Raw genomic sequence first — 23,068 nt, 5'->3', positions numbered from 1 at the left:
GATCAACTGCGTTCGTGTACGCAGTTGATCAAGCAGAGCCCCGCGCCCCTTGAAAAGCTCACGCGCAGCCCCAAGGTTCCGGGCGTGGTGCGGAGCTCAGAGCGCGGCGTCCGCCAGCAGGCCCACCTGCTTGAGGTCGGCCGTGCAGGGCAGCAGGATCAGCTCGTCGCAGCCTGCCTCGCCGTACGCCTGGACGGCGTCGCGGATCTGCTGGGGCTCGACCAGTACACCGGAGGCCGTCCGCTCGGCCTTGGGGCCGACGAACGAGTAGTACTCGCGGAGGTAGCCGCCGGCCACCCGGGCTGCGTCCTGGCCCAGGTGGGCGTAGAGGATCGCCACCATCCTCGGCCGGTCGGTCCGGCCCTCGTCGATCCAGGTCTGCCGGGTCTGGTGGACCAGTTCCGCGTACGCCGTGACCGAGTTCCCGCCCGCGATCCAGCCCGTGCCGAACCGCGCCGAACGCCGCATCGCCCTCGGGGAGTGCCCACCGACCAGCAGCGGCACACCGTCGGGGCGCAGCGGCGCGGGCCCGATGCCGGGCACCCGGCCACGACCGGCCCAGATCTCCCGCAGTTCGGCGAGGAGCGCGTCGAGCCGCGCTCCCCGGTCGCGGTAGCCGGTGCCGGTCGCCGCGAAGTCGTCCTCGCGTCCGCCGGCCGCGACACCGAGCACCAGCCGGCCGCCGGAGATGGCGTCGATGGTGGCGGCCTGTTTGGCGAGCAGTGCGGTGTCCCCCCGGTATCCGGCGATCAGGATGGTGGTCACCAGCCTGATCCGCTCGGTGACGGCAGCCGCCGCCGCGAGCGACACCAGCGGTTCGAAGTTGTCGTACACCAGCCGGTCCAGCACGCCGAGGCTGGTGAAGCCGCACTCCTCCGCCCGGCGTGCCCACCGCGGCACCTCCGGGCCGACGTTGTCCGGGACAGTGGTGGGCAGACCTATTCCGATCTCCAAGGCTCTCTCCTTCTCCTTCGTCGCGTACTGGGGCGCGGAGCCCTGTTCTCTTAGGGGCGCGGGGCTCTGGAAGAACTCGCTCACCCGCCGCCCCTGAAAAACCCACCCGGTGCGGCCAGGCGGTCAGTGGTCGGCGAGTTCTTCGAGGTCGGCGACCAGGTCGGCGGGGGCGGGCCGCTGAAGGTTGCGCTCGCGCAGGCGGCGGGCCGCCTTGCGCTCGTGCTCGGAGTCCAGCAGCCGCCGCACCTCGGCGCGCATCCGCTCCGGCTCCGCCTCGTCGCGGCTGAGCACCTCGCCGGCGCCGACGGCCAGCACGCGCGCCGAGTGGCCCGCATGGTCGGGGAGTTGAGGTACCAGCAGCAGTGGAAGTCCCGCCTGGAGGGTGGTGAGGACGGTGCCCGCGCCGCCGTGCGAGACCACCAGGTCCGCGTCGGTGAGCAGCAGATGCAGTGGGGCGTCCACGGTGACCGTGATGTCCTCGGGGAGGTCTCCGAGCAGCGGGAGCTGTTCGGAGGAGACGGCCAGCACCACGTCGGTGTCCGCGCCGTGCGCGGCCAGCGCGGCCTGCGGGGCGAGGAAGTGAGCCGGGGACAGCTTGGCCATGGTGTGGCCCCAGGTCACCACCACCCGGCGCCTGCCGGGTGCGGGCGCAGGAAGGGACGGCCCCGCACCGGACCCGTTGAACGGGACGTACCGCATCGGCAGCCGCCGGTAGTCGACCGGCACCTGGAACTCGTCCGGGCACGGGTCCACGGTGACGGCCCCGAAGGGGTCGAACGCGCCCACGCCGTTGCGCTCCGCGAGCGGGGCGAGCACCTCGGGCAGCAGGCCCCTGGCCCGCAGCAGCAGGTCGGTGCCGTAGAGCAGCCGTGCCGCCGGAACCCCGGCCGCCGCGGCGGCGATCGGCCCGGCCAGTGCGGTGGGCTCGTACACCACCAGGTCGGCCCGCCAGTCGCGGGCCAGCGCGGTGAGGTCGTCCACCATGGAGTCCGCGTGCGCGTGGAACATGCGCATGGCGCGCGGGCCCCGGCCCTCGGGGCCGGCCGGGGCGACCGGCGCGGGGACGGCGGCGGACGGCAGCAGATAGCCGCGGACCAGCCCGGCCGCATCCACGTCGTGCCCGACCCTGGCCGCCGGCAGGCCGGTCCTGACGATGTCGTCGTGGAGCTCGGGCTGGCCGGCGATCAGCACCTCGTGCCCGGCGGCACGGCAGGCCCAGGCCAGCGGCACCAACGCGTACAGGTGCGAAGGCCACGCCCAGGTCGTGAACAGTACCCGCATGGATCGCCCCACCCTCCTTGAAAGCTGACAGTTCGCCTGACGGCCCGAAGGTCTCTCATCCGCCTATCGGACCGATCGCGGCCGGCTCGAACAGCCCGGTCCCGGCGCACGGTCGAGCTGCCGTCCAGGCGTTCCCGAGACGGTCGCGGGACGGTGGCGGCGGACGTCCCGCAGCAGAAGGAGAAGCCACATGGATCAGGGACTGCTCGGCAAGCGCGTGCTCGTCACCGGCGGCACCCGGGGCATCGGACGGGCGACGGCGCTCGCGTTCGCCCGGGCGGGGGCCCGGGTGGCGGTGTGCTCCCGGAGCGCCGGGGCGGACGCCGACACCCTCGCCCAGGAGCTCAAGGAGACCGGCGAGGGACATCTCCTCGTCCAGGCCGACGTCACCACCGGGGCCGGGGTGGCCGAACTGGCCGCACGGGTCCGGGAGGCGCTGGGCGGTCTCGACGCGCTGGTCAACAACGTGGGGGTGGACGGCCAGGTCTGGTTCGGCGAGCTGGCGGAGGCCGAGTGGCACCGGGTGATCGACCACAACGTCACCTCGGCGTACCTGACCACCCAGGCGGTGCTGCCCCTGCTCGCCGACGGTGCCTCGGTGGTCAATGTGGGCTCGTCCGTCGCGCTCCGCGGCCGCGTCCGCGGGGTGCACTACACCGCGTCGAAGGCCGCCCTGATCGGCCTCACCCGGGCGCTCTGCAAGGAGCTGGGACCGCGCGCCATCCGGGTCAACACCGTGGCCCCCGGTCTCACCGAGACCGAGCCCGGCGCCGGGCTGCCGCCCGAGGCGGTCGAGCGCATCGTCGGGATGACCGCGCTGGGGCGGATCTGCCGGCCCGAGGACGTGGCCGGCGCGGTGCTCTTCCTGGCCGGGGACACCTCCGCGTACATCAGCGGCGTGACCCTCAACGTGGACGGCGGGGTCTGAGTCCCGGCACCCGGCAGGGTCCCCGCCGCGGGGCGGGGACCCTGCGGGCATCAGTCCGCCGCGGGCACCGGTGAGCGCAGGTCGTGAACGATCCGGGTCACCGTCATCTCCCCGCCGATCCGCAGCGGTTGGAGCCTGCGGCGGTGCTCCACGTGCTCGGCGCTGAGCTCGAACTCCCGGAAGGCCGCCTCGTCGGCCCAGTCCGTGAACACGTAGTAGACCCGGCCCCCGTACTCCTCGGTGGACCGGACCAGCACCTGGCCCCGGTTGGCCGGACGGGCCGCGATGAGCCTGCCGATCTCCACCCAGACGGCCTCGAACTCCGCCTCCCGGCCCGGGGCGATCTCCATCCGCAGCACCACCCGGACCGGCCCGTCGTACGTCGCCATCCCCGCCCGCCTCTCTCGTCAACCGCCGGACCGGGCGGCCCGGCCCCGCCAGCGTGGCCCGTCGCCCTCGAATCCCGGTCAATGGGGCCCGACTTGAGCGATACCCGATCCTCGGCGGCGATCCTCGGGCCTCCGCAACGGCCGCAGAGGAGAACGGGATGACCGAACAGCCGCAGGTTCCGGTACTGATCGTCGGAGGCAGCCTGGTCGGACTGTCGACCGCGCTGTTCCTGGCCCGGCAGGGGGTGCCCTGCCTGGTGCTGGAACAGCGCACCAGCCTCTCGTCCCACCCACGCACCCGGGGCGTCAACCCGCGCTCCATGGAACTGCTGCGCGCCGCCGGCCTGGAGGACGAGCTGCGCGCCCTGCCGTCGGCGCGGGCACTGGCCCGCAACAGCGGGCTGCGGCTGGCCACTTCACTCGCCGGCCCCGAGCTGGGCGCCTTCCAGGAGGAGTACTACCGCGAGGTCTCCTCCGACCTGAGCGGGCTGTCGCCCACCACCTGGTGCCTGTGCCACCAGAACGAGCTGGAGGGTGTGCTGCGCGGCGCCGCCGAACGGGCCGGGGCCGTCTTCCGCTTCGGCAGTGAACTCGTCTCCTGCGAGCAGGACACCTTCGGCGTCACGGCGGCCGTGCGGGATCGCGACGGCTGCACCGAACGGCTGCGGGCCCGCTATCTGGTCGCGGCCGACGGGGCCCGCAGTACGGTCCGCCGTCAGCTGGACATTCCGTTCGGCGGCACCGGACAGCTCGGCCGCTTCCTGGCCATCCACTTCCGAGCCGATCTCACGGCGGAGCTCGGCGACCGGCGGTTCATCATGTGCTACACGTTCAACTCCCAGGTGCGCGGGGCGCTGATCCCGCTGGACAACGCCCAGGAGTGGCGACTGGACGTGATCCTGGACCCGACCGCCACCGAGGACGTCTCGGCCGCCTACCCGCCCGAGCGCTGCGCCGAGCTGGTCCGGGCGGCGGCCGGTGTCCCGCAGCTGCCCGTGGAGATCCTGGGCATCGCCCCGTGGGAGGCAGCGGCCAAGGTGGCGGCCGGCTTCCGCTCCGGGCGGGTGTTCCTGGCCGGTGACGCCGCCCACGTGATGCCGCCGAGCGGCGCCTTCGGCTCCAACACCGGCGTCCAGGACGCCCACAACCTGGCCTGGAAACTGGCCGCCGTCCTCACCGGGCACGCCTCGCCCGACCTGCTCGACAGCTACGACGCCGAACGCAGGCCGATCTGCGAGGCCACCGTCCGGCAGGCCGTGCTGCGCCAGCAGGACCGTCCCCGTAGCGGCGACCGCAACGGACGGCGCGGGATGCCGCCCGGTGTCGTCGAGGACACCACACTGTGGTTCGGCTGGCGCTACCGGTCCGACGTTCTCGCCGACGAGTCCGAGCCCGCGACGGCGGCCGAGCCGGAGGTCTGGGCGACGGATCCGCGCGGTCTGCCCGGGACTCGGGCCCCGCACGTCCAACTCCTGCGGGACGGAGGCGAGTGCTCCACCCTGGACCTCTTCCACGGCGCACCGGTACTGCTCACCGGGTCGGTCCCGGGACACTGGCCTGCGGCGGCAGCGGCCGCCTCATCGCAGTTGGGAGTCCCGCTGGACGTCCACGGCATCGGCGGCGAGGGCGAGTTCGACGACCCGACCGGCACCTGGGCGAAGACCTACGGAGTGACCGACGCCGGCGCAGTCCTGGTTCGCCCCGACGGTGTCGTCGCCTGGCGCTCCGCCGGGGCACCCGACGACACGGACGCACTTCGACAGGCCCTGGCCCGCCTCCTCGCCCGCTGACTGCTCGCCACAGACGGCAACACCCCCCAGGGGCAAGGGGCAAGGGCCAGCCAATTGGGGGCGCGGGGCTCTGCTTGATAGAGAACCTGCATGGCTGGCCACTTGCCGAGAGTCGTAGAACATGCGTCAGGGCCCGCCCGGGGGCGGGCCCTGACGTCCGGATCAGGTGTGCTCGATCAGCACGGAGGCGTCCTTGTCGCCGTCCCCGGCCCCGACCACGGCGGCGAAGCGGGCCCGTACGGTGTCCAGTACGGGCATTGCGACGCCCGCCGCGGCGGCGTCGGTGACGGCGAGCCGCAGATCCTTCTCCATCAGTGTGGCGCGGAAGAAGGCCGGCTGGTAACTGCCCTTCCGCATCAGCTCGGCACGGAACCGCATCACCTGGGAGCTGAACCCGCTCCCGGCGATGGACGCGAGCAGTTGGTCCCGGTCCAGCCCGGCCCGCTCCCCGTAGGTCACGGCCTCGGCGAGCGAGGCGACCTGGGCGCCCAGCAGCAGGTTGAGAATCAGCTTGGCGGTGGCCGCTGCCCCAGGCGCTCCGAGCAGGACCAGCTCGGATCCGAGGGCCTCCAGGACAGGTCGTACGGCCTCGATGTCCTGCTCGTCGCCGGAGGCGAAGACCCGCAGCTGCCCCTCGCGGGCCTGGAACGGATTGCCCACGACGCAGGCCTCGACCCGCCGCAGCCCCGCCGCGGCCAGCCGGGCAGCGGCCTGCCTGGCGTAGTCCGGGGAGACGGTGGAGGTGTCGATCACCGTGCTGCCGGCCTCCAGCACCGGTACCACCTCGCCGAACAGCACCTGCTCGACGGCGGCCTCGTCGCTCAGGCTGAGCAGCACCGTGCGGATGCCCGCGACGGCCTCCGCCGGCGAGTCCGCGGCGACGGCACCCGCGGCGACCAGCGGCTCGGCCCTGCTCGCGGTCCGGTTGTGGACGGTCAGCTCGTACCCGGACCGGAGCAGGCGGTGCGCCATGCCGCCGCCCATGTTGCCGAGTCCGATGAACGCCAGTCTCGTGCGGCTCATGGTGCTGCCTTCCTTCGTCTCGTACGGGACATCTTCAGAGAGGGGGAGCAGAGGTCCTGGACCCCGAGCAACTGGCCCCAGGCAGCGAAGACCTCCAGGAGCAAGGGGCAACCCTTCAGGGGTTGGCCCTTGCTCCTGGAAGGTCAGGGCCTGTCCGGTCAGTAGGCCGCGTCGACGTGGTAGATCGCGAAGGGCTTGCCGGTGCGGGTGTCGCGGTAGGGCCGCAGTGGTGCGGTGTCGTCGCGGTGCTCCGCGCCGGCCTCCCACTCCTCGAAGGCCGCCGTGCTCGCCCAGCGGCTGACCACCACCAGCGACGTGGGGTCGTGGGCCTGCCGCAGCAGCTCGTTGCCGAGCATCCCGGGCACCTTGGCCAGCCGCTCGCTCACCTGGTGGTACGCGGCGCGGACGGCGGCCAGCTCGGCCTCGTCGCGGGCGACCTGGTACACCAGCACCCGTACCTCAGTCGACATCGGCCGTCGCCGCCTGCCCCGGGATGTGGGCCACGACCTCCATGGTGTGGAAGGAGGCGCCGGTCCGGTACGGGTGCAGTTTCGCCCGGTGCTCCAGGTGGGCGGGGCTCTCCTCGAAGGCGCGGAAGCGGGGTTCGTCCAGCCAGTCGCTGACGATCCAGTAGGTGCCGGGCAGGCCGGTGTCCCTGGAGAGCCACTGGCCGAGGTTGGCCGGGTGGCCGGTCACCGCCTCGGTGCCCCGCTGCCACTCCTCGACGAAGGCGGCCTCGGAGTCGGGTCCGACCTCCATCCTGAGCATGACCCGGAACGTCATCAGGAGATCCCCCCGTCGACGCTGATGGTGGCTCCGGTGACATAGCGGGACAGGTCGCTGGCCAGCCACAGGACGGCACCGGCCACCTCGTCGGGGGTGCCGAGACGGCCCAGCGCCGTCTTCGCGCTGTAACGCTCGATCATCAGCTTCTGCTGGTCCTCGGGCAGCTTGTGCAGGTTCTCGGTCTCCACGACACCGAGCGCCACCACGTTGAAGCGGATGCCCTGGCCGCCGAACTCCTTGGCCAGCGAACGGCTGAGGCCGACCAGCGCCGCCTTGGTGGCGGTGTAGTGCGAGCGCAGCGGTATGCCGGCGTCCACCGCCTTGGAGCCGATGCTGACCACGGACGAGCCCGCGTCCAGCAGCGGCAGGGTGCGCTGGATGACCAGGTGCGCCGCGGTGACGTTGGTGCTGAACACCCGCTGGAACTCGTCCAACGGCAGTTCGGCGTAGGGGATGTGGCTGATCGCGCCGGCGTTGTTGACCACCAGGTCGAGCCGGCCGTACGCCTCACCGGCCCGTGCCACCAGAGCGGCCACCTCGTCCGGCCGGGTCACATCGGCCTGGAGCACCAGGTGGTCGCCGCCGATCTCCTTCAACTCCCGCTCCAGCGAGCCGACGTAGTCGCTCTGCTGCTGGTAGCAGGTCACGACGTCGACGCCGGCCCGGGCCAGAGCGAGCACGATGCCCCGGCCGACGCCTCGGGTGCCGCCGGTGACGAGGGCCTTCTTGCCCTGCAGGGCCAGGTTCATGGTCTTTCCTCCATGGGACTAGTGGGTCGGTACGTCAGAGCAGGGCCACCAGTGCGCCGCAGTTGGCGACGAAGGCGAGGATGCTGAGCACACTGCGCCGCCGGTTCCACGGGCCCCAACTGCCGCGCGGGTCCAGCTCGGAGAAGTTCTCCGGGAGGTTCTCCGGGTCGATGGTCCGGATCCACCTGTTGACCGGGACGTTCTTGGTGAGCGAGATGGTGATGGTGGTCGCGGCGAGCACGGCGGCGGCCAGGCACAGCAGCCGGGCGGCCGGCTGCGCACCGGCGGCGGCCAGCACGACGTCGCCGAGCAGGGTGCCCAGCAGGCAGATCGGCATGGCCGGGTCGTACCGGGTGGCGAAGAACGCGTGGGCGTGCACGTAGCGGTCCGGAGGCAGTGCGGCGAGCAGCGGCCAGCCGCCGAGCTGGGTGCCGAGAAGCACCCCGGCGGCGAGGCCGTTGAGCAGCACCACCAGCGGGGCGAGCAGAGCGGTCACCGGAAGTCCTCTCTCTTCTGGCGCTTCGTCAGATCGCGGCGCGGGCGGCGGCCTCGACCTTGTCCTTGATCAGCTTCAGCTGGACCGCGGTGTTGCGGTTGAGGTGCCCGGTCATCCCCTCGTCGTCCACCGGAGCCTGCGGCTTCATGTGGAAGTCCTGGATCCAGCGCATCCGGACCCCGCCCTCCTCGGCGGCGGTGTACTCCCAGTGGATGTCCATGAACTCGAACGGTCCCGTCTCCACCCGGTACGCCTTGACCGTGCGGGTGGCCGGGTCCGGTGTGCGGCGGGAGACCCAGCTCCACACCGTGCCGTTCTCGTCGGGGTGCATGGTGAGCCGGAAGGTGACGGTGGCGCCGTCTCGCTCCAGCACCTGCACCGAGGCGTACTCGCTGAACAGGTCCGGCCACCTCTCCAGGTCGTTGGTGATCTCCCAGACGGTCTCCAGGGGTGCGTCGATGACGATCGAGTTGTCGGTGTGGCCTGCCATGGCACGTCTTCCTTCCGTCAACGCCCCAGAACCAGGGCCGAGTTGAAACCGCCGTGGCCGCGGGCCAGCACCAGGGCGTGGCGCAGCGGGGCGGTGCGGGGCTCCTCCGTCACCAGGTCGAGCTCGCAGCCGGGGGCGAGCGAGTCGACGCCGACGGTGTGCGGGACGACCCCGTCACGCAGCGCCAGCAGTGCGGTGGCCACGTCCAGCGGAGCGCCACCGCCGTAGAGCCGGCCGGTGAGCACCTTGGGCACGGTGACCGGCACACCGCGCGGTCCGAACACCGCGCTGATCGCCCGGGCCTCCGCCAGGTCCTCGGCTGGCAGGCCGGAGCCGTCGGCGAAGACCACGTCGATGTCGTCGGGGGTCAGGCCCGCCTCGGCCAGCGCCCGCAGGACGGTGCGCCGGAGCGCCGGGGGCCGGTCGGATCCGGGAGCGGGGTCGAAGCCCGCGGCGTAGCCCAGGACACTGCCGTACCGGCGGCCCGCTCCACGCTCGGCCGCCGAGGCGGCGCTCTCCAGCACCAGGATCGCCCCGCCCTCACCCGGCAGATAGCCGCCGGCCGCCCGGTCGAAGGGCAGATAGGCCCGGGCCGGGTCCGGCACGGTGGAGAGCTTGCCGGTGGAGAGCTGCGCGGCGAGCCCGTACGGGCAGAGCGAGGCGTCGGTGCCGCCGGTGAGGACCAGCCTGGCGCCGCGCCGGGTGAGCCGCCGGGCCTGCCCGATGGCGTCGAGACCACCGGCCTGCTCACCGCACAGCACCCCGCAGGGCCCGCGCATCTTGTGCTTGATGGAGAGCTGTCCGGTGGTGGCCGCGTAGAACCAGGCGATCGACTGGTACGCGCCGACCCACTCCGGCTCGTGCTGGTAGAGGGCCTCCATCTCGTGCTGGCCGAATGTGGTGCCGCCGGAGGAGGTGGAGGTGACGACGGCCATCTCGTACTCGGGCAGTGCGGACGGGTCCGCTTCGGCGTCGGCCAGGGCGGCCTCGGAGGCGGCCAGGGCCAGATGGGTCCAGTGGTCGGTCTGCTGGATCAGCCGGCTGGGCACCAGCTCTTCGGCGCTGAAGCCGCTCACCTCACCGGCGAACCGCACCGGGTAGGGGGTGGGATCGAACCGGCTGATCCGTTCGATACCCGACTTGCCTGCCAGCACCGCGGCCCAGTGGGCCTCGACGCCGATGCCGGTCGGGGCGGTGACGCCGATCCCGGTGATCACCGGGGGACTGTCGTCGGTCGGCATGCTCAACTCCTCCCGTGGGCGACCACTCCGGGCCGGGCCAGGACCATGGCGCTCTGGAATCCGCCGAAGCCGCTGCCGACGGTCAGCACCACGTCGGTCCGGTGCTCACGGGCGACCAGCGGGACATAGTCCAGGTCGCACTGCGGGTCCGGATTGTGCAGGTTGGCGGTCGGCGGCACGACCTGCCGGTCCAGCGCCAGCGCGCAGGCGGCCACCTCGATGGAGCCGATGGCGCCCAGCGAGTGGCCGATCATCGACTTGATCGAGCTCACCGGGATGTCGTAGGCGTGGCTGCCCAGGCTGCGCTTGAACGCGGCGGTCTCGTGCCGGTCGTTCTGCTTGGTGCCCGAGCCGTGGGCGTTGATGTAGCTCACCGCGGTCGGATCGAGCCCGGCCTGGTCCAGGGCGACCCTGATGGCCTCGGCCATCTCGCGGCCGTCCGCCTTGAGGCCGGTCATGTGGTGGGCGTTGCTGCGTCCGGCGCTGCCGACGATCTCGCCGTAGATGTGCGCGCCGCGCGCCTCGGCGGCCGACTTCTCCTCCAGGACCATGACCGCGGAGCCCTCACCCAGCACGAAGCCGGCCCGGTCGCGGTCGAACGGGCGGGAGGCGTGCTCGGGATCGTCGTTGCTGGCGGTGGTGGCCCTGATCGCGTCGAAGCAGGCCGCGCTGATCGGGGAGATCGGCGCATCGGTGGCCCCGGCCAGCGCCACGTCGGCGCTGCCCTCCTCGATCAGCTGGACGGCGTGCGCGACGGCGTCGATGCCCGAGGTGCAGCCGGTGGAGATCAGCGAGACCGGCCCTTCCGCACCTGCCGCCCAGGCGACCTCGACCGCGAGCGTCGAGGGCACCATGTAGCCGTAGAGGTGCGGGACGCCGTACGTGTGGTCGACCAGCCAGTCCTTGCCCTGGTCGCTCAGGACGACGTACTCCTCCTCGAGGCCCATGGTGCAGCCGACCGCGCTGCCCAGACCCACGGCGATGCGTTCCGGCTCCACCGCCGCCAGGTCGAGTCCGCTGTCGGCGAGGGCCTCGCGGGCACAGACCACGGCGAACTGTGCGGCCCGGTCCATCCGCCGGATCTCGCGCGCCGCCAGTCCGGCCGCCACCGGGTCGAAGTCCACCTCGGCGGCGACCTGGGAACGGAAGTTGGCCGGGTCGAAGAGGGTGACCCGCCGGGTCGCGGTACGGCCCTCGGTCAGCTGCCGCCAGAATGCCTCCCGGCCGACGCCGCCGGGCGCCACCACACCGATCCCGGTGATCACCGCGCGCCGCCGGGCCGGCTGGCCGGCGTTCATTTCGCGCCGCCTACCTGCGGATTGGCTGCCGCCGGGTACTGCGCCGGCTCGGTGTCCACATGCCCGAGCTCGGGGCGCGGGGCGAGCGGGGACAGGTGGAAGGCGCAGTGGGCGATGACCTCGCCGATGTTCACCAGACGGTGCCGCACACCGATCGGGACCAGCAGCGAGTCACCGGCGGTGAGCAACACCTGCCGGCCGTCCAGCGTCATCTCCAGCTCGCCGGAGACCACGTGGATGAACTCCTCGGAGTACGGGTGGTAGTGCTCGGTGACATGGTCGCCCGGTGCCAGGTTCATCACCCCGCCGAAGCCCGAGGTGCACCCGACGGTCTTGGGGCTGAGGGTCACCCGGATGTCGCCGCCGCGCTTGACGTTGGCCTCGACCTGCTCGGCGGAGACCTTGACGGTACGGGTGAGGGTGCTGCGGTCGGTGCTGGTCACTGGATCCGCCCCTCGTCCTTGGTCCACACGTAGAAGGGGGTCGCCATGGCGTCCTTGGGCTCCTTCCAGTTCGGGTCGTACGGGTTCACGCAGGCGGCGAGCCGGGTGTTGATCTCCTGGTAGAGCGGGTGGCTGCGCGCCTTGTAGAGGTCCGGCGAGATGTCCTGGTCGGCCTCCACCAGGTGGAAGTAGAGGTCGTGGAACCTGAACAGGGTGCGCCGGGAGACACCGATCAGGTGCGGCAGTTCGGTCGCATCGGAGTCACCGAAGATGCCCGCGATGTCATCGGCCTTGCCCGGCTGCAACTTCGCCACGATGAGGGTTCGGTGCACTGCTGACCTCCTGCGGATTGGATGCTGACATCGACAGCTGGACTGTTACAGCGACGACTGGAGAGCTGCTCAAGAGTGCGTCCAGGCAAGGGACTTGAGAGGAATCCGAGCTCGCGATGCTGATATCGGGGCGTCCGCCGCCCAGCTGCGACCAGGAGCGCCCATGCCGTTCGCCGCCATCACGTACGACATCAAGCCGGGGTTCGAGGCCGAACTCGCCGAGATATTCGGCAACTTCCGCCGGGTGAAGTCCGACCAGGTACGGGACGAGACGGGTGAGGAGGCAGGCCGGATCCTGGCCACCGCCGTCTTCATCCGCAACGACACACTGGTGCGGGTCATCGAGTACCAGGGCGACCTGGACGCGGTGGCCCGCCACATGGCGTCGCAGCCCGGGGTCCGCGAAGTGGAGCGGAAGCTGAAGCCGTACCTGACCAGGCCCCGTGACACCGACACCGTGGAGGGGTTCGTGGCCACCTTCCGGCGCAGCCTGCTGCGCACCGTCGCCCAGATCTCGGTACGGGACATACCGCAGGCGCCGTGACCGCTCCACCGCAGCAGATCGGGCCGGCTCCGTCCAGCGGAGCCGGCCCGATCTGCTGCGATCCTCAGCCCTGGACCGCCGCCAGGCAGTTGAGGACCAGCGCGGCCGCCGCCAGCGCGGTGCGCAGCAGGTGCCAGCGCCGCCACAACGGGCGCGGGTCCGTCCAGTCGGCAGGGAGCCGCTGCGGGTCCTCGACCGCCTTGACCCTGCGGTTGATCGGTACGTTGCACAGATGGGACACCGCGGAGACGCCCAGCAGCAGGACCGCCGCGGCCGCGGCCGGTCCCCGGACGGGCCCGCCCCCGAACACCGCCCACAGGATGTCGGTCAGGGTGGAGCCCAGGACTATGGCCGGCATGGTCGGGTCCCAGTTCCGGCCGAGCAGCTGATGCGCGTACACATAGGTACTCGTGGGCATCGCGAAGAGCGCGGGGAGCACGCTCAGCGCGACCGCGAACAGCACCCCGGTGGTGACCCCGCTGCCCAGCAGCGCGAGGACACCCAGCGCCGCAGTCATAGCGAACCGCCTTTCCCCGCCCGGCACTCAGACCTGGGTCGGATGGGTGTCCACGGTGAGCTGGGAGACCGACCGCATCAGGGCGTTGCGGAAGTACGCCGCGAAGCCCTCGGAACTGGTGGTGTCCCGCTGCTCGGCGAGGTAGGGAGCCAGCTTCTCCTCCAGGACGTGCACCCCGCGCTGGGCCGCCATGTGCCGGCCCACGGCGGCGAACTCGCCCTCGTAGTGGATGACCCGGACCAGCACGTCGTCCTTGACGAAGACACCGGTGCCGAGCAGCCGCCCGGCCGACTGCCCGTCCCCGGCGGAGTAGTCGGGGGTGTCCACCCGCTGGAACTCCGCGAAGATCGCGGCAATCTCGTCCTCGTGGCCCGGCTTGACCCGGTAGGTGATCGCTGCGTACGGCATCAGGCGGCCCGCACACTGAGATTGGCGTTGATCATCTCAAGCAGCACCCGGGGGGTCTCCACCTCGATCACCTCGTCGTCCGGGAGCTCGATCCCGCGCTCGCGCTTCAGGACGCCGGTGACCTGGAGCAACGCCAGCGAGTCGTAGCCGAGTTCGAGGAACGGGACGTCGGTGACGTCGTCGGTGTCCAGGTCGTAGCCCTCGGCCTCACCTGCGCACTCACGCAGTTTCTCGGTCAGCTCAAACAGGGTGAACTCACTCATCGGTTACCTTCCTCGGATGATGACTGGTCGGTCGGACAGTGGCTCAGATGGCCCGTAGCAGTCGGCCGGGAGCGCCGCTCCGCACCAGGTCGAGCCCCGGGTCGGCGACGAGCAGGGCGCTCTGCAGCTCGCGCAGCTCCGGCGACGGGTCGAGGCCGAGTTCGCGGCTGAGCACGGTGCGCAGCCGCTGGTAGGTCTCGAGGGCGGTACTGCGCCGCCCCGCTCGGTAGAGGGCGATCATCAGCTGGGCCTGAAGGCCCTCGTGCAGGGGGTACTGGGCGCAGAGGCCGGCGAGTTCGCCGACCAGTTCATGGTGCCGCCCCAGGCTCAGGTCGGCCTCGATCCGCCGGCCGAGAATACTCAGCCGGGACTCCTCCAGCGACCGTGCCTCGGCCTCCAGCAGCGGCCCGCACTGGACGTCCACCAGGGCCGGGCCGCGCCACAGTTCCAGCGCCTGCCGGAAGGTGGCGGACGCCGCCGCGCAGTCCCCGGTCTCCATCGCGCGGTGCCCGCGCCGGGAGAGCCGGTCGAACTCCACGCTGTCCAGCGAACCGCCCTGAGTGTCCAGCAGGTACCCACCGGGCTCGGTGACCAGGACGCTCTTCGAGCCGAGCGGCAGGTCCGCGGGCGAATGCCCGTCCAGGGCCGTTGCGATGCAGCCGCGCAACTGCAGGACATAGGTCTGCAACGTGGTCTGGACACTGCGCGGCGGGTGCTCGCCCCAGACCTCCTCGATCAGTGCCTCCACCGACACCAGCCGGTCCGCGCGGCAGGCCAGCAGCGCCAGTACCTTGCGGGGCTTGCCGGCCGTCGGCACGACGGACACCCCCGACTGGTCGACCCGGAGCGGGCCGAGCAGGCCGATATCCATATCGCCTTCTCCCTTCGAGGTTGACTGTGTTCGCCGTCAGGCTCAGTCGACGGCGGCGAGTACCGCCGGAGCGGGGAGCATCTCCCCAAGCAGCTGAGGCAGTTCGCCGTCCCGGACGAAGAAATGGCCGCCGGCGAGGGTGCGGAATTCGAAGAACGAGGTCGTCCAGCGCTCCCACTCGGCGACCGCGGCCGGGGTGGCAACCCGGTCCTGCGCTCCGGCGAACGCCCAGATCGGGCAGGACAGCGGCGTACGGGCGCCGTCGCGCAGTGCGCGGCCGAGTGTCAGGTCGGCGCGGGTGGTGGCCAGCATCTCCCGCAGCCAGACGGGACGGGCGAGCAGCTCGTCGGGTATGCCGCCGAGGCCCGACAGCAGCTTCAGCAACTGGGCATCGCCCAGACCCGCCGAGGTGATCAGCGGATTGGCCAGATGAGGCGCCATACAGGCGCCGACCACGACCCCGGTCGGCACCCGCTGCCCGGAGCTGATCCGGTGCTCGGCGAAGCGGTACGCGACCAGAGCGCCGAGGCTGTGCCCGTAGAAGGCGTAGGGGCCCTGGTCCAGCATCGGGCCGAGGTGCTCGTCAAGCTCCCGGAACAGCAGCTCGACATCGGTGATCCGGGGCTCGCCCAGCCGGTTCTCCCGACCGGGCAGCCGTACCGGTACCACCGAAACGTGCGGACCGACGCGGGCGGCCCATCCGGCGAACGCCATCGCGCCGGCCCCCGCGTGGTGGAAGCAGAACAGCCGAAGCGGTGCCTCGGCTCGCGGTCTGGCTGCGAAATACCGGTTCACACGGCCTCCTTCGCCCCATCGCCACCACCGGACGGCAGTGCCCGACGATGGTCGCCAGAGGCTCTGGAAGAACGCTGGACACGAACTGGAGAAGCGATGGACACGTCATACACACCGCCCGCCACGCTCCTCCTCAGGAGCGCAGAAAGCTACCCGCTCAGCGATGCACCACCCAGGGGCGCGGGGCTGGCGAGGTTTGCAGAGCCTGAGGAGGTGCAGGGTTTCTCGTGCCCCCTGGAGGGGTGCTCAGCCGACGAGGCGGTCGCCGTGGGGGAGCGGGGTGGCGCGCCCGTAGTCGTCGACGGGGTCGCCGCACAGGATGGCACGCTGAAGCAACTGGAGCTGCCCGGAGGGCTCAAGGCCGAGCTCCTCGATCAAGGTGTCGCGGAGCTTCTGGTAGACCGTCAGCGCCTTGGGGGCCCGGCCCGCACGGTAGAGGGCGACGATCAGGTGGGCGTGCAGCGCCTCGTCCAGCGGGTGGTGTCCGGTCAGCGCGGAGAGTTCGCCGATCAGCTCGTGGTGTCGGCCGAGCCGCAGATCCGCACGGATCCGCCGCTCCAGCACCCCGATCCGGGACTCCTCCAGACGGGTGACCTCGATGCTCAGCTGGTGACCGTGCCGTACGTCGACCAGCACCGGCCCCCGCCACAGCGCGGAGGCCGCGCCCAGCAGCGTGGACGCGGCCTCCATGTCGCCGACCCCGAAGGCCGCGTGGCCTGCGGCGGTCAGCCGGTCGAACTCGGTGGCATCCACCGCTGCCGGCGACACCTCCAGCACGTAACCGCCGTGCCGGGTGGCCAGGATGTGCTCGACGCCGCCCGGCAGCCCGTTCTTGACGGCGGCCGCCCGCAGTTTGCGGCGGAGTTGGAGGATGTACGTCTGCAGAGTGGTGGCGGCGCTGCGCGGCAGCTCCGCTCCCCACAGCTCCTCCATCAACTGCGGTACCGACACGATCCGGTTGGCGTTCAGTGCCAGCAGCGCGAGGATCTGGCGCGGCTTGGCGGCCGTCGGGACGATGCACACACCCGAGTCGGCGGCGGTCAGCGGGCCCAGCACCTGAATTTCCATCCGAGGACTTCCCCCATCTCTCCGCGAATGCCGGGCTGCGGATGCGTCCGGGCACTCTGGATCGTGGCATGCGGGGAAGTGCCTGTGACAGTGAGATCTTCAGCAATCGGGAAGGAAGTAACCGCCTTGGGAGCGTATGAGGTTTTCACGGTGGAGAAGGTGAGTGCCGCACTGGTGGGCCTGCGGCCGGCTGCCGCATGATTCTCGTGTCATTCCGCGAAGCGCTCCGCAGTCCCTCCGATCAGCTCGGCCAGTAGTTCATCCTCCACCCGAAGGGCGTGCACCCCGTCGCCCGTCTCGCCGAAACCGGCGTCGTACAGGGCGATACTCACCGTGTAGCGCTGTTGCAGTACACAGGTGTGGAAGGCCCACTCCTTGCCCGTTCCCGGTGAGCCGTCCGGTAGCCGGACCTCCCTCGCCTGGCGGTCCTGCGGTCCGAAGCCGAACTCGGTGAAGCGAAAGCGCATGCCCTGGCCGATCGCCTTGCTGTACGCCTCCTTGAGCGTCCACAGTCGCACCAGTGCACTGTTGCGGTGCTCCTCGGCGATCCGTTCCAGCTCCTCCTGCTCGTGCCTGGTGCACATCTGGGACTCGGTGCCGAGCCCGACCATCTGGCGGTCGGAGAGTTCGGCGTCCACACCGATCCAGCCGCGCCTGGTCAGCCCGACCACCAGCAGGTCGGCAGTGTGGCTGAGGCTGATGTCCAGTTGCTCGAAGCCGCGAAGGTAGGGGCGGCCGCCCAGCTTGTAGGACAGTTCCAGGGAGTGCGCCGGCTCGCCGACCACCGCCCCTGCGGTGTGCTTGAGCATCAGCCGCGAGGCCACGAACCTGGCCCGGACCGTCGGGTGCCGCATCCGGCGGAACCGCAGGTAGTCGGGGCCGAGTTGGTCCGGGAGCGCCGGGTCGGCCAGGTCCTTGGGCAGCCAGTCGTCCATCCGCGCGTGGACGAGCGCACTGCCGTGCCGGGACACCGCCTCGCCCACGGCGTCCCACGGCCCGTCGGGTCCCCGGGCCTGGATCGGGTGGGCGAACACCCGGCGCGTCTCCAGTTCGGTCATGGGTTCCAGGGAGGAGGCCATTCAGACCGCCTCGACCGGTGACAACCGCCGCTTCAGGCAGTCCGTCAACGAGCCGACGGTGTGCAGGCTGGGGAGGATCTCCGGCAACGACAGCTCGCCGAGTTCGGGAAAGTGCTGCTCCAGCAGGAATTTGAGTTCCATCAGCATCACCGAGTCGAAGCCGAGGTCGTCCGCCAACTGCAGGTCCTCGTCCAGCTCGGGCGCGAACTCCTCGGCCGAATCGCCGAACAGCAGTTCCGGTGTCATGCCGGTGACCGCCAGCAGCACGTCCTGCAGTCGCAGTGTGACGGGACAGTCCGTACTCGTCTCGGTGGTCATGAGCCCGCTTCCCTGCTCCGGACACGATCGGCCGCCTTCTGAGCCAGGTGCAGAGACAGCTCGTCCACGGTGGCGAACTCGTAGAGCGCGCCGGGCTCCAGCTCCAGCGCGAACACCTCGCCGATCTCGCCGTACAGGCCGAGGGCCACCACGGAGTCGAGGCCGTACTCGGTCAGCTGCGCATCGGTGTCGATCCGCTCGACACCGGGCAGCTGATCCAGCAACCGGTCCACGAGCCAGCTCCTCAGCTCGTACTCGGTGCCGTCCACCGAGGTGATCACCAGCGGTTGGCGGTCCACCGTTCGTCCCTTCATCAGCTGTCCCTTTCTTCTCCGTATGCAGGTGTGCCACCGGCCAGCGGTGTGTCGTACAGGTCGTAGCTGCGATGCTGCCCGAACCTCGCCAGCACCTCGGCGAGCAGCAGTTCCTCGTGGTCCGCCGGCAGCTTCGGCACGGGGGCGCTCAGCCGTCGGAGCAGGCGGGTGAGGGCCACCACCAGCCAGTGCGGGTCGGCCAGGAACCCCGTGCCGGCCATCTGCTGGTACCGCCAGACGCCCAGGCAGGCAGCGCCCGTCAGCACCAGTGCGTAGCGGTCGGCCAGGGCGTGGCTGCGCGGGTCGGCCAGGGCGGAGCGGCCGCCTTGGCCGAGGGCGGCGCAGCCGTCGCGCAGCCGGGTCAGCTCTGCCGCGAGCAGTCGGCTCAGTTCGGCCACCGGCCCTGCTCCGGGATCGGCGGCGAGCGCGGCGGCGACGGCCGGCAGCGAGGCGGCCAGTGGGTCCCCGGTGGCCGCCGGGGTGAGCCGGCCGAGGTCCAGCGGGGGCAGCCCGCCCGCCTCAAGCCGGAACAGCTCGGCCGGCGGCTCCGGATCGAGGAACCACGACTCCCTTGCCAGCCGGGGAAGTTGCGGTACGACGGTGGCCCGGCAGGCGGCCGACCCGGCCGGCCCGAGTCCGATCATCGGCAGGTCACGGACGCTCTTCTGGAACGCGCCGTACACCCCGTCGTGCGTATGGAACTCCGCGCCCAGCAGCGTGGACAGTTCGTAGGAGGTGTCCGTGAGCAGCTGCGGCAGCAGGTACTTGACGGCGGCCGCGTACAGCCCCGAGTCGGCGGGAGCCAGATGCACGGAGCGGGTTGCCACCAGTGCCAGGCAGTCGCACATCAGCAGGTCGACGAAGGCTCCCGCCAGGGTGCTCCTGGAGTGCGATACACGGCCGGCCGAGTCACCGGCGGTCTGCTGCGGCTCCACCACGCCCCGGTCCACCGCGCACGCCACGGCGGTACGCAGTGCGGTGTCCGCGCAGCCGAGCGCCATCGAGGGGCCTGCGCTGCGGATGACGGGGAAGACCTGGAGGGCCAGCTCCAGGCCGTGCCCGGCCTCGCCCACCAGCGCGTCCGGGGGAACCGGGCAGTCGGCGAACTCGATCCCGGCGACGAGGCAGCCCCGGACACCCTGGGTTGGGTGCCTCGGCAGTCCCGCGACCCGGTCGGGCGGCAGCCGGGACCGCTCCACCAGCAGCACCGAGTGGCTGTGCCGGCCCGTTCCGGTACGGGCGAACAGCACCAGGGCGGCGGCCCGTTCGACGTTGTTGAAGGCCTTCTTCCGGCCGCTGAGCCGGAAGCCCGTGGTGCCGTCGGCCGGCACCGCGGTCAGCTCGTTGGAGAGGAAGTTGCTTCCCCGCGCCAACTCCGGGTAGGCGGCGACGAGTCCGCGTCCGTCCTGGAGCAGGCGCGCCGCCCTCTGCCGCTGTTCCGGCGTACCGGCTGCCCAGATCACCACGGCGCCGAGGAAATTGGTGACTCCGTAGCCGAGGCCGAGCGCCGCATCACGCCGGAACACCACGCGCACCAGCCGGCCGAGGGTGTCCAGCTGCTCCAGCCGGCCACCGAGACCGCTCGGCACGAACTCCTCGTTCAGCCCGAACCGTTCGAGCAGCCGCTCGGCCGCCGCGAGCGGCTCCTCGCGGACGTCCGCGGCGAGGAACGCGGCACTGCCCACCGGGTTGCCCGGATCGGCGGGATCACCGAACAGCCGCTCCAGTTCGGCGACCCGCCGCCGGACCTCCACCTCCGCGGCAGTCGGCCCGGCCACCACCACCCCTAAGCCCTCACTGCCCAACCACACCGCGACACCTCCATCTCCTGACTCCGGCGGACCCTGCGCCCGTGGCCGGCTATGCACTTCTCATGGGCAAGGGGCAACCTTCAGGGGCGCGGGGAACTGCGCGACCAGCCCACTACGGGGGTGCGGGGTTTCCCGCGCACGCAGTTGATCAAGCAGAGCCTCGCGCCCCCAGATAGTGCATGGTTCGCGAAGTCTGAGGCGGTGCATGGTCATTCGCGCAGTTCCTCGCGCCCCTGGGGGGGTCACCCTTGCCCCTGGGGTGTTGCACGGCTGCCGCGTCCTAGTCCGACAGGGCGGGCTCGCCGACCAGCCTGTCGTTCTCGCGTCGTACCACCATGGCGTGCAGCGGCTTGATGCGACCGGCCAGGAAGAGCTGCCGCATCGCGGTGCGCCGCAGCTTGCCGCTGGTGGTCCGCCGCACGGTGCCGGGCCTGACCAGCAGCACGTGCTCCACCGAGACGCCGAACTCCTCGGCCACGCAACGCCGGACGGCCCCGGCCAGGGTCGGCAGTTCCTCGTCGGAGTCCTGGCCCGTGGCCCGCACCTCCTGGACGACGACCACCTGGTCCTGGTCCGCTCCGACGGCGAACGCCGTCCCCGCGCCGAACAGCACACTGAGCTTCTGCACCTGCTGCTCGATGTCCTGCGGATGGAGGTTCCGGCCCGCGACGACCAGCACCTCCTTGAGCCGGCCGGCGACGAAGAGTTCGCCGTTGTCGAGGAAGCCCAGGTCCCCGGTGCGCAGAAAGCCCCCGGTGTCGTCCGCCACGGCCCCGGCGGGCAGCGCCTGGAAGAGCTCGACGCTCTCCCGGACGCGGTTCCAGTAGCCCCGGGCCACGCTGCTCCCCCGGACCCAGATCTCGCCGACCTGCCCGTCCGGCAGTCGCCGCAGACTGTCCGGCTCGACGATCACCGTCTCCAGTTCGTCGATCACCCTGCCGACCGGGACGAAGGTGCGCGAGGGCCGGTCCGAAGTGGCCGGGACGACCCGGTTCTGGGCCAGCGCGGCCGCGTCCACCGTCCGCCGGGCCGGCCGGGGGTGCGGACCTCCGACCGCCACCGCCAGGGTGGCCTCGGCCATCCCGTAGGCGGGGCGCAGCACCTCGGGCCGCAGTCCGGCCACCGCGAAGCGCGCCGCGAAGGCGTCCAGGGTCTCCGCCCGGACGGGCTCCGCCCCGCTGACGGCGGCCTCCCAGCGCGACAGGTCGAGGGCCGCGGCCTGTTCCTCGGTGACCCGCCGCACGCACAGCTGGTACGCGAAGTCGGGTGCACCCGAGACGGTGACGCCGTACCGGTCGATCATCTGCAGCCAGCGGACCGGCCGCTGGGCGAAGGCGAGCGGCGGGAGCAGTACGCCCGAGGCACCGAGGAAGAGCGGGTGCAGCAGCTGGCCGATCAGTCCCATGTCGTGGTGGAACGGCAGCCAGCCGCCGATCCGCGAGTGCTCGGTGGTGGCCAGGGAGCGCTGGATGGCCCGCTGGTTGGCCAGCAGGTTGGCGTGGCTGACCACCACGCCCTTGGGCTCGCTGACCGAGCCCGAGGTGTACTGGAGGAAGGCCGGCTCGTCGGGCCGCGCCGCAGGGCGCACCCAGGCCTCGGGATCGCCGAGGTTCGGGCGGTCGGTGGCCAGGCACGGGATGTGCGACTGGCCGGCGGATGCCAGCAGCTGGGACACCATGGGCCCGTGGGCCGAGTCGGTCAGCACACAGCCGGCGGCGGCGTCCTTGAGGATCCCGGCGAGCCGTTCGTCGGCCTGCCGGGTACCGCTGGGCGCCGGTGCCGGGACGGGTATCGCCCCGGCGTAGAGACAGCCCACGAAGGCGGGGATGAATCCGGCGCTGTCCCCGTGGCAGAGCACTACCCGCTGCCCGGCCGGCCGGCCCTGCTGGAGCCAGGAGGCGATGCCTTTCGCCGCCCGGTCCAGCTCGCCGTAGCTGACCGGGACACCCGGCGACGGCTCTCCGTCCGCCGGCCCCGGACCGGCCTCCTCGCCACGGATGAAGCGGTAGGCCTCGCGGTCTACCAGCTCTTCGCCGTGGCGAAGCAGCAGATCGGTGAAATCAGCAGCTCCGGCCACCACAACCCCCATGTCGTCTGCTCTGACGGTCCATCAGGCGCACCGCTGCCGCACTGCGCACCACGGGTGGCGGGGCAGCTCCGGGCCGTGCACGCGCTAGAGCATGCGTGCGACCACTCAAGCGCGACTCGAAGCTCCCGGGACCGGCGCACCGTCTTCACCACCCCTCAGGATGCGACAGCAGCCGGTGCCGGCCGAGTTGCCGCTGCATCACCAACTCGGCCTCACTGAGCGGCAGATCGGGCAGCACCCGCTCCGGGTGCGCCCGCCCGGGCGGGCGCAGTGCGCGCGGCAGCGGCCCGGCTGCGGGCGCCGCACCGGCCGATCGGCCCAGCAGATGTGCGACGGCGTAGGGCGGTGGCACGAAGCCGTACATGGCCGCCAGGATCGCGAGCGGCCGGAAGACGGCGTACAGGACCCGCTCGGCGGCCGACCCCCTGTCCTTCATGGCGCCTCCTCTCGGATTGTCAGCGGTGAGAGCGTGCCACCGGGCTCTTGAGAAATGCTCAGGCTGCCTGCTGCCAGCTGAGCGGCGAGTGGTACGCCGGACGGGTCCCGACGACCCGGCGAACGGCCGGCGGCGCGGACGCCTGGCGGAGGGCGGCGATCCTGGCGGCCAGGACGGCGGTGAGGGCGGCGAGCTCCTCGTCGGTGAGGCTCCCGCGTTCGATCCGCAGGACGGCGTGCTCTGTCATGTGATCCTCCGTCACATCGGCGGGTTGCCGTGCTTGCGGCTGGGCAGGTCGGCGTGCTTGGTGCGGAGCATGGCGAGGGAGGAGGCGAGGACGGCCCGGGTCTCGGCG

29 protein-coding genes are annotated in these 23,068 nt (G+C 71.6%); 3 read left to right on the top strand and 26 right to left on the bottom strand.

Translation table 11 applies throughout. The annotated features are described in order from the left end of the window. Positions 1-96 precede the first annotated feature (96 nt). Positions 97-954: an LLM class flavin-dependent oxidoreductase gene (locus P3T39_RS30180; protein WP_280702383.1), complete on the bottom strand. Its 858-nt coding sequence runs from the start codon at positions 952-954 to the stop codon at positions 97-99. A gap of 123 nt (positions 955-1,077) precedes the next feature. Beyond that, positions 1,078-2,235, bottom strand: coding sequence for a nucleotide disphospho-sugar-binding domain-containing protein (locus tag P3T39_RS30175; RefSeq protein ID WP_280702382.1), 1,158 nt, complete (start codon positions 2,233-2,235; stop codon positions 1,078-1,080). Between the two features lie 190 nt (positions 2,236-2,425). On the opposite strand from P3T39_RS30175, the gene P3T39_RS30170 reads away from it, so the two are divergent. Then, positions 2,426-3,163 carry an SDR family oxidoreductase gene (locus tag P3T39_RS30170; protein WP_280702381.1) on the top strand — a complete coding sequence of 246 codons (738 nt, stop codon included), beginning with the start codon at positions 2,426-2,428 and terminating at the stop codon, positions 3,161-3,163. A gap of 50 nt (positions 3,164-3,213) precedes the next feature. On the opposite strand, the gene P3T39_RS30165 is transcribed toward P3T39_RS30170, so the two are convergent. Beyond that, on the bottom strand, positions 3,214-3,552 hold the full coding sequence (locus tag P3T39_RS30165) for an antibiotic biosynthesis monooxygenase (protein WP_280702380.1): 339 nt from the start codon (positions 3,550-3,552) through the stop codon (positions 3,214-3,216). 158 nt (positions 3,553-3,710) lie between these two features. Here P3T39_RS30165 and P3T39_RS30160 point away from each other — a divergent pair, with 158 nt between their 5' ends. After that, positions 3,711-5,342: an FAD-dependent monooxygenase gene (locus P3T39_RS30160; RefSeq protein ID WP_280702379.1), complete on the top strand. Its 1,632-nt coding sequence runs from the start codon at positions 3,711-3,713 to the stop codon at positions 5,340-5,342. 162 nt (positions 5,343-5,504) lie between these two features. Here the strand turns inward: P3T39_RS30160 and P3T39_RS30155 are convergent, their stop codons facing one another. The 10 genes from P3T39_RS30155 to P3T39_RS30110 all read right to left on the bottom strand — a co-directional run bounded on the left by P3T39_RS30155 (position 5,505) and on the right by P3T39_RS30110 (position 12,200). Then, the gene (locus tag P3T39_RS30155) at positions 5,505-6,365 is read right to left on the bottom strand and encodes an NAD(P)-dependent oxidoreductase (RefSeq protein ID WP_280702378.1); all 861 of its coding nucleotides are present in this window, start codon (positions 6,363-6,365) and stop codon (positions 5,505-5,507) included. Between the two features lie 158 nt (positions 6,366-6,523). Further along, complete coding sequence (locus tag P3T39_RS30150) at positions 6,524-6,835, bottom strand: antibiotic biosynthesis monooxygenase (protein WP_280702377.1); 312 nt, start codon at positions 6,833-6,835, stop codon at positions 6,524-6,526. Further along, positions 6,825-7,148: an antibiotic biosynthesis monooxygenase gene (locus P3T39_RS30145; RefSeq protein WP_280702376.1), complete on the bottom strand. Its 324-nt coding sequence runs from the start codon at positions 7,146-7,148 to the stop codon at positions 6,825-6,827. Before P3T39_RS30145 ends, P3T39_RS30150 begins: the two co-directional genes overlap by 11 nt. Continuing rightward, positions 7,148-7,900, bottom strand: coding sequence for an SDR family oxidoreductase (locus tag P3T39_RS30140; RefSeq protein WP_280702375.1), 753 nt, complete (start codon positions 7,898-7,900; stop codon positions 7,148-7,150). The genes P3T39_RS30145 and P3T39_RS30140 overlap by 1 nt, the downstream gene beginning before the upstream one ends. A 34-nt stretch (positions 7,901-7,934) precedes the next feature. Continuing rightward, positions 7,935-8,396, bottom strand: coding sequence for a DUF1772 domain-containing protein (locus P3T39_RS30135; protein ID WP_280702374.1), 462 nt, complete (start codon positions 8,394-8,396; stop codon positions 7,935-7,937). Positions 8,397-8,424: 28 nt separating this feature from the next. Then, positions 8,425-8,886 carry an SRPBCC family protein gene (locus P3T39_RS30130; protein WP_280702373.1) on the bottom strand — a complete coding sequence of 154 codons (462 nt, stop codon included), beginning with the start codon at positions 8,884-8,886 and terminating at the stop codon, positions 8,425-8,427. Between the two features lie 17 nt (positions 8,887-8,903). Continuing rightward, a complete protein-coding gene (locus P3T39_RS30125) occupies positions 8,904-10,127 on the bottom strand; it encodes a ketosynthase chain-length factor (protein WP_280702372.1) in 1,224 nt (407 codons plus the stop codon). Positions 10,128-10,129: 2 nt separating this feature from the next. Next, complete coding sequence (locus P3T39_RS30120; RefSeq protein ID WP_280702371.1) at positions 10,130-11,425, bottom strand: beta-ketoacyl-[acyl-carrier-protein] synthase family protein; 1,296 nt, start codon at positions 11,423-11,425, stop codon at positions 10,130-10,132. After that, a complete protein-coding gene (locus tag P3T39_RS30115; RefSeq protein WP_280702370.1) occupies positions 11,422-11,868 on the bottom strand; it encodes a cupin domain-containing protein in 447 nt (148 codons plus the stop codon). Before P3T39_RS30115 ends, P3T39_RS30120 begins: the two co-directional genes overlap by 4 nt. Beyond that, positions 11,865-12,200: a TcmI family type II polyketide cyclase gene (locus P3T39_RS30110; protein WP_280702369.1), complete on the bottom strand. Its 336-nt coding sequence runs from the start codon at positions 12,198-12,200 to the stop codon at positions 11,865-11,867. Before P3T39_RS30110 ends, P3T39_RS30115 begins: the two co-directional genes overlap by 4 nt. Positions 12,201-12,363: 163 nt before the next feature. Between P3T39_RS30110 and P3T39_RS30105 the strand changes: the two genes are divergently transcribed. Next, complete coding sequence (locus P3T39_RS30105; protein WP_280702368.1) at positions 12,364-12,744, top strand: SchA/CurD-like domain-containing protein; 381 nt, start codon at positions 12,364-12,366, stop codon at positions 12,742-12,744. Positions 12,745-12,808: 64 nt separating this feature from the next. Here P3T39_RS30105 and P3T39_RS30100 read toward each other — a convergent pair whose 3' ends face one another. The 13 genes from P3T39_RS30100 to P3T39_RS30040 all read right to left on the bottom strand — a co-directional run bounded on the left by P3T39_RS30100 (position 12,809) and on the right by P3T39_RS30040 (position 22,960). After that, a complete protein-coding gene (locus P3T39_RS30100; protein WP_280702367.1) occupies positions 12,809-13,261 on the bottom strand; it encodes a DUF1772 domain-containing protein in 453 nt (150 codons plus the stop codon). A gap of 27 nt (positions 13,262-13,288) precedes the next feature. Then, positions 13,289-13,669 carry a SchA/CurD-like domain-containing protein gene (locus P3T39_RS30095; RefSeq protein WP_280702366.1) on the bottom strand — a complete coding sequence of 127 codons (381 nt, stop codon included), beginning with the start codon at positions 13,667-13,669 and terminating at the stop codon, positions 13,289-13,291. Then, entirely contained in the window at positions 13,669-13,932 is a 264-nt protein-coding gene (locus P3T39_RS30090; RefSeq protein WP_280702365.1) for an acyl carrier protein, read from the bottom strand. The genes P3T39_RS30095 and P3T39_RS30090 overlap by 1 nt, the downstream gene beginning before the upstream one ends. A gap of 43 nt (positions 13,933-13,975) precedes the next feature. Beyond that, the gene (locus P3T39_RS30085; RefSeq protein ID WP_280702364.1) at positions 13,976-14,803 is read right to left on the bottom strand and encodes an AfsR/SARP family transcriptional regulator; all 828 of its coding nucleotides are present in this window, start codon (positions 14,801-14,803) and stop codon (positions 13,976-13,978) included. A gap of 42 nt (positions 14,804-14,845) precedes the next feature. Next, the gene (locus P3T39_RS30080) at positions 14,846-15,598 is read right to left on the bottom strand and encodes an alpha/beta fold hydrolase (RefSeq protein WP_280702363.1); all 753 of its coding nucleotides are present in this window, start codon (positions 15,596-15,598) and stop codon (positions 14,846-14,848) included. Between the two features lie 246 nt (positions 15,599-15,844). Further along, complete coding sequence (locus P3T39_RS30075; RefSeq protein ID WP_280702362.1) at positions 15,845-16,666, bottom strand: AfsR/SARP family transcriptional regulator; 822 nt, start codon at positions 16,664-16,666, stop codon at positions 15,845-15,847. Positions 16,667-16,875: 209 nt separating this feature from the next. Continuing rightward, a complete protein-coding gene (locus tag P3T39_RS30070; protein WP_280702361.1) occupies positions 16,876-17,745 on the bottom strand; it encodes a 4'-phosphopantetheinyl transferase superfamily protein in 870 nt (289 codons plus the stop codon). Continuing rightward, on the bottom strand, positions 17,746-18,063 hold the full coding sequence (locus P3T39_RS30065) for a phosphopantetheine-binding protein (RefSeq protein ID WP_280702360.1): 318 nt from the start codon (positions 18,061-18,063) through the stop codon (positions 17,746-17,748). Next, on the bottom strand, positions 18,060-18,377 hold the full coding sequence (locus tag P3T39_RS30060; protein WP_280702359.1) for an acyl carrier protein: 318 nt from the start codon (positions 18,375-18,377) through the stop codon (positions 18,060-18,062). The genes P3T39_RS30065 and P3T39_RS30060 overlap by 4 nt, the downstream gene beginning before the upstream one ends. Continuing rightward, complete coding sequence (locus tag P3T39_RS30055) at positions 18,377-20,188, bottom strand: acyl-CoA dehydrogenase (RefSeq protein WP_280702358.1); 1,812 nt, start codon at positions 20,186-20,188, stop codon at positions 18,377-18,379. The genes P3T39_RS30060 and P3T39_RS30055 overlap by 1 nt, the downstream gene beginning before the upstream one ends. 280 nt (positions 20,189-20,468) lie before the next feature. Continuing rightward, on the bottom strand, positions 20,469-22,277 hold the full coding sequence (locus P3T39_RS30050; RefSeq protein WP_280702357.1) for a fatty acyl-AMP ligase: 1,809 nt from the start codon (positions 22,275-22,277) through the stop codon (positions 20,469-20,471). A gap of 145 nt (positions 22,278-22,422) precedes the next feature. Further along, a complete protein-coding gene (locus tag P3T39_RS30045) occupies positions 22,423-22,713 on the bottom strand; it encodes a DUF6059 family protein (RefSeq protein ID WP_280702356.1) in 291 nt (96 codons plus the stop codon). A 58-nt stretch (positions 22,714-22,771) separates the two neighbouring features. Beyond that, entirely contained in the window at positions 22,772-22,960 is a 189-nt protein-coding gene (locus P3T39_RS30040; RefSeq protein ID WP_280702355.1) for an acyl-CoA carboxylase epsilon subunit, read from the bottom strand. Positions 22,961-23,068 lie beyond the last annotated feature (108 nt).

Origin of the sequence: Kitasatospora sp. GP82, from assembly GCF_029892105.1 — a bacterium.
Taxonomy (GTDB): Bacteria; Actinomycetota; Actinomycetes; order Streptomycetales; family Streptomycetaceae; genus Kitasatospora.
This window is presented reverse-complemented; position numbering and strand designations above follow the sequence as displayed.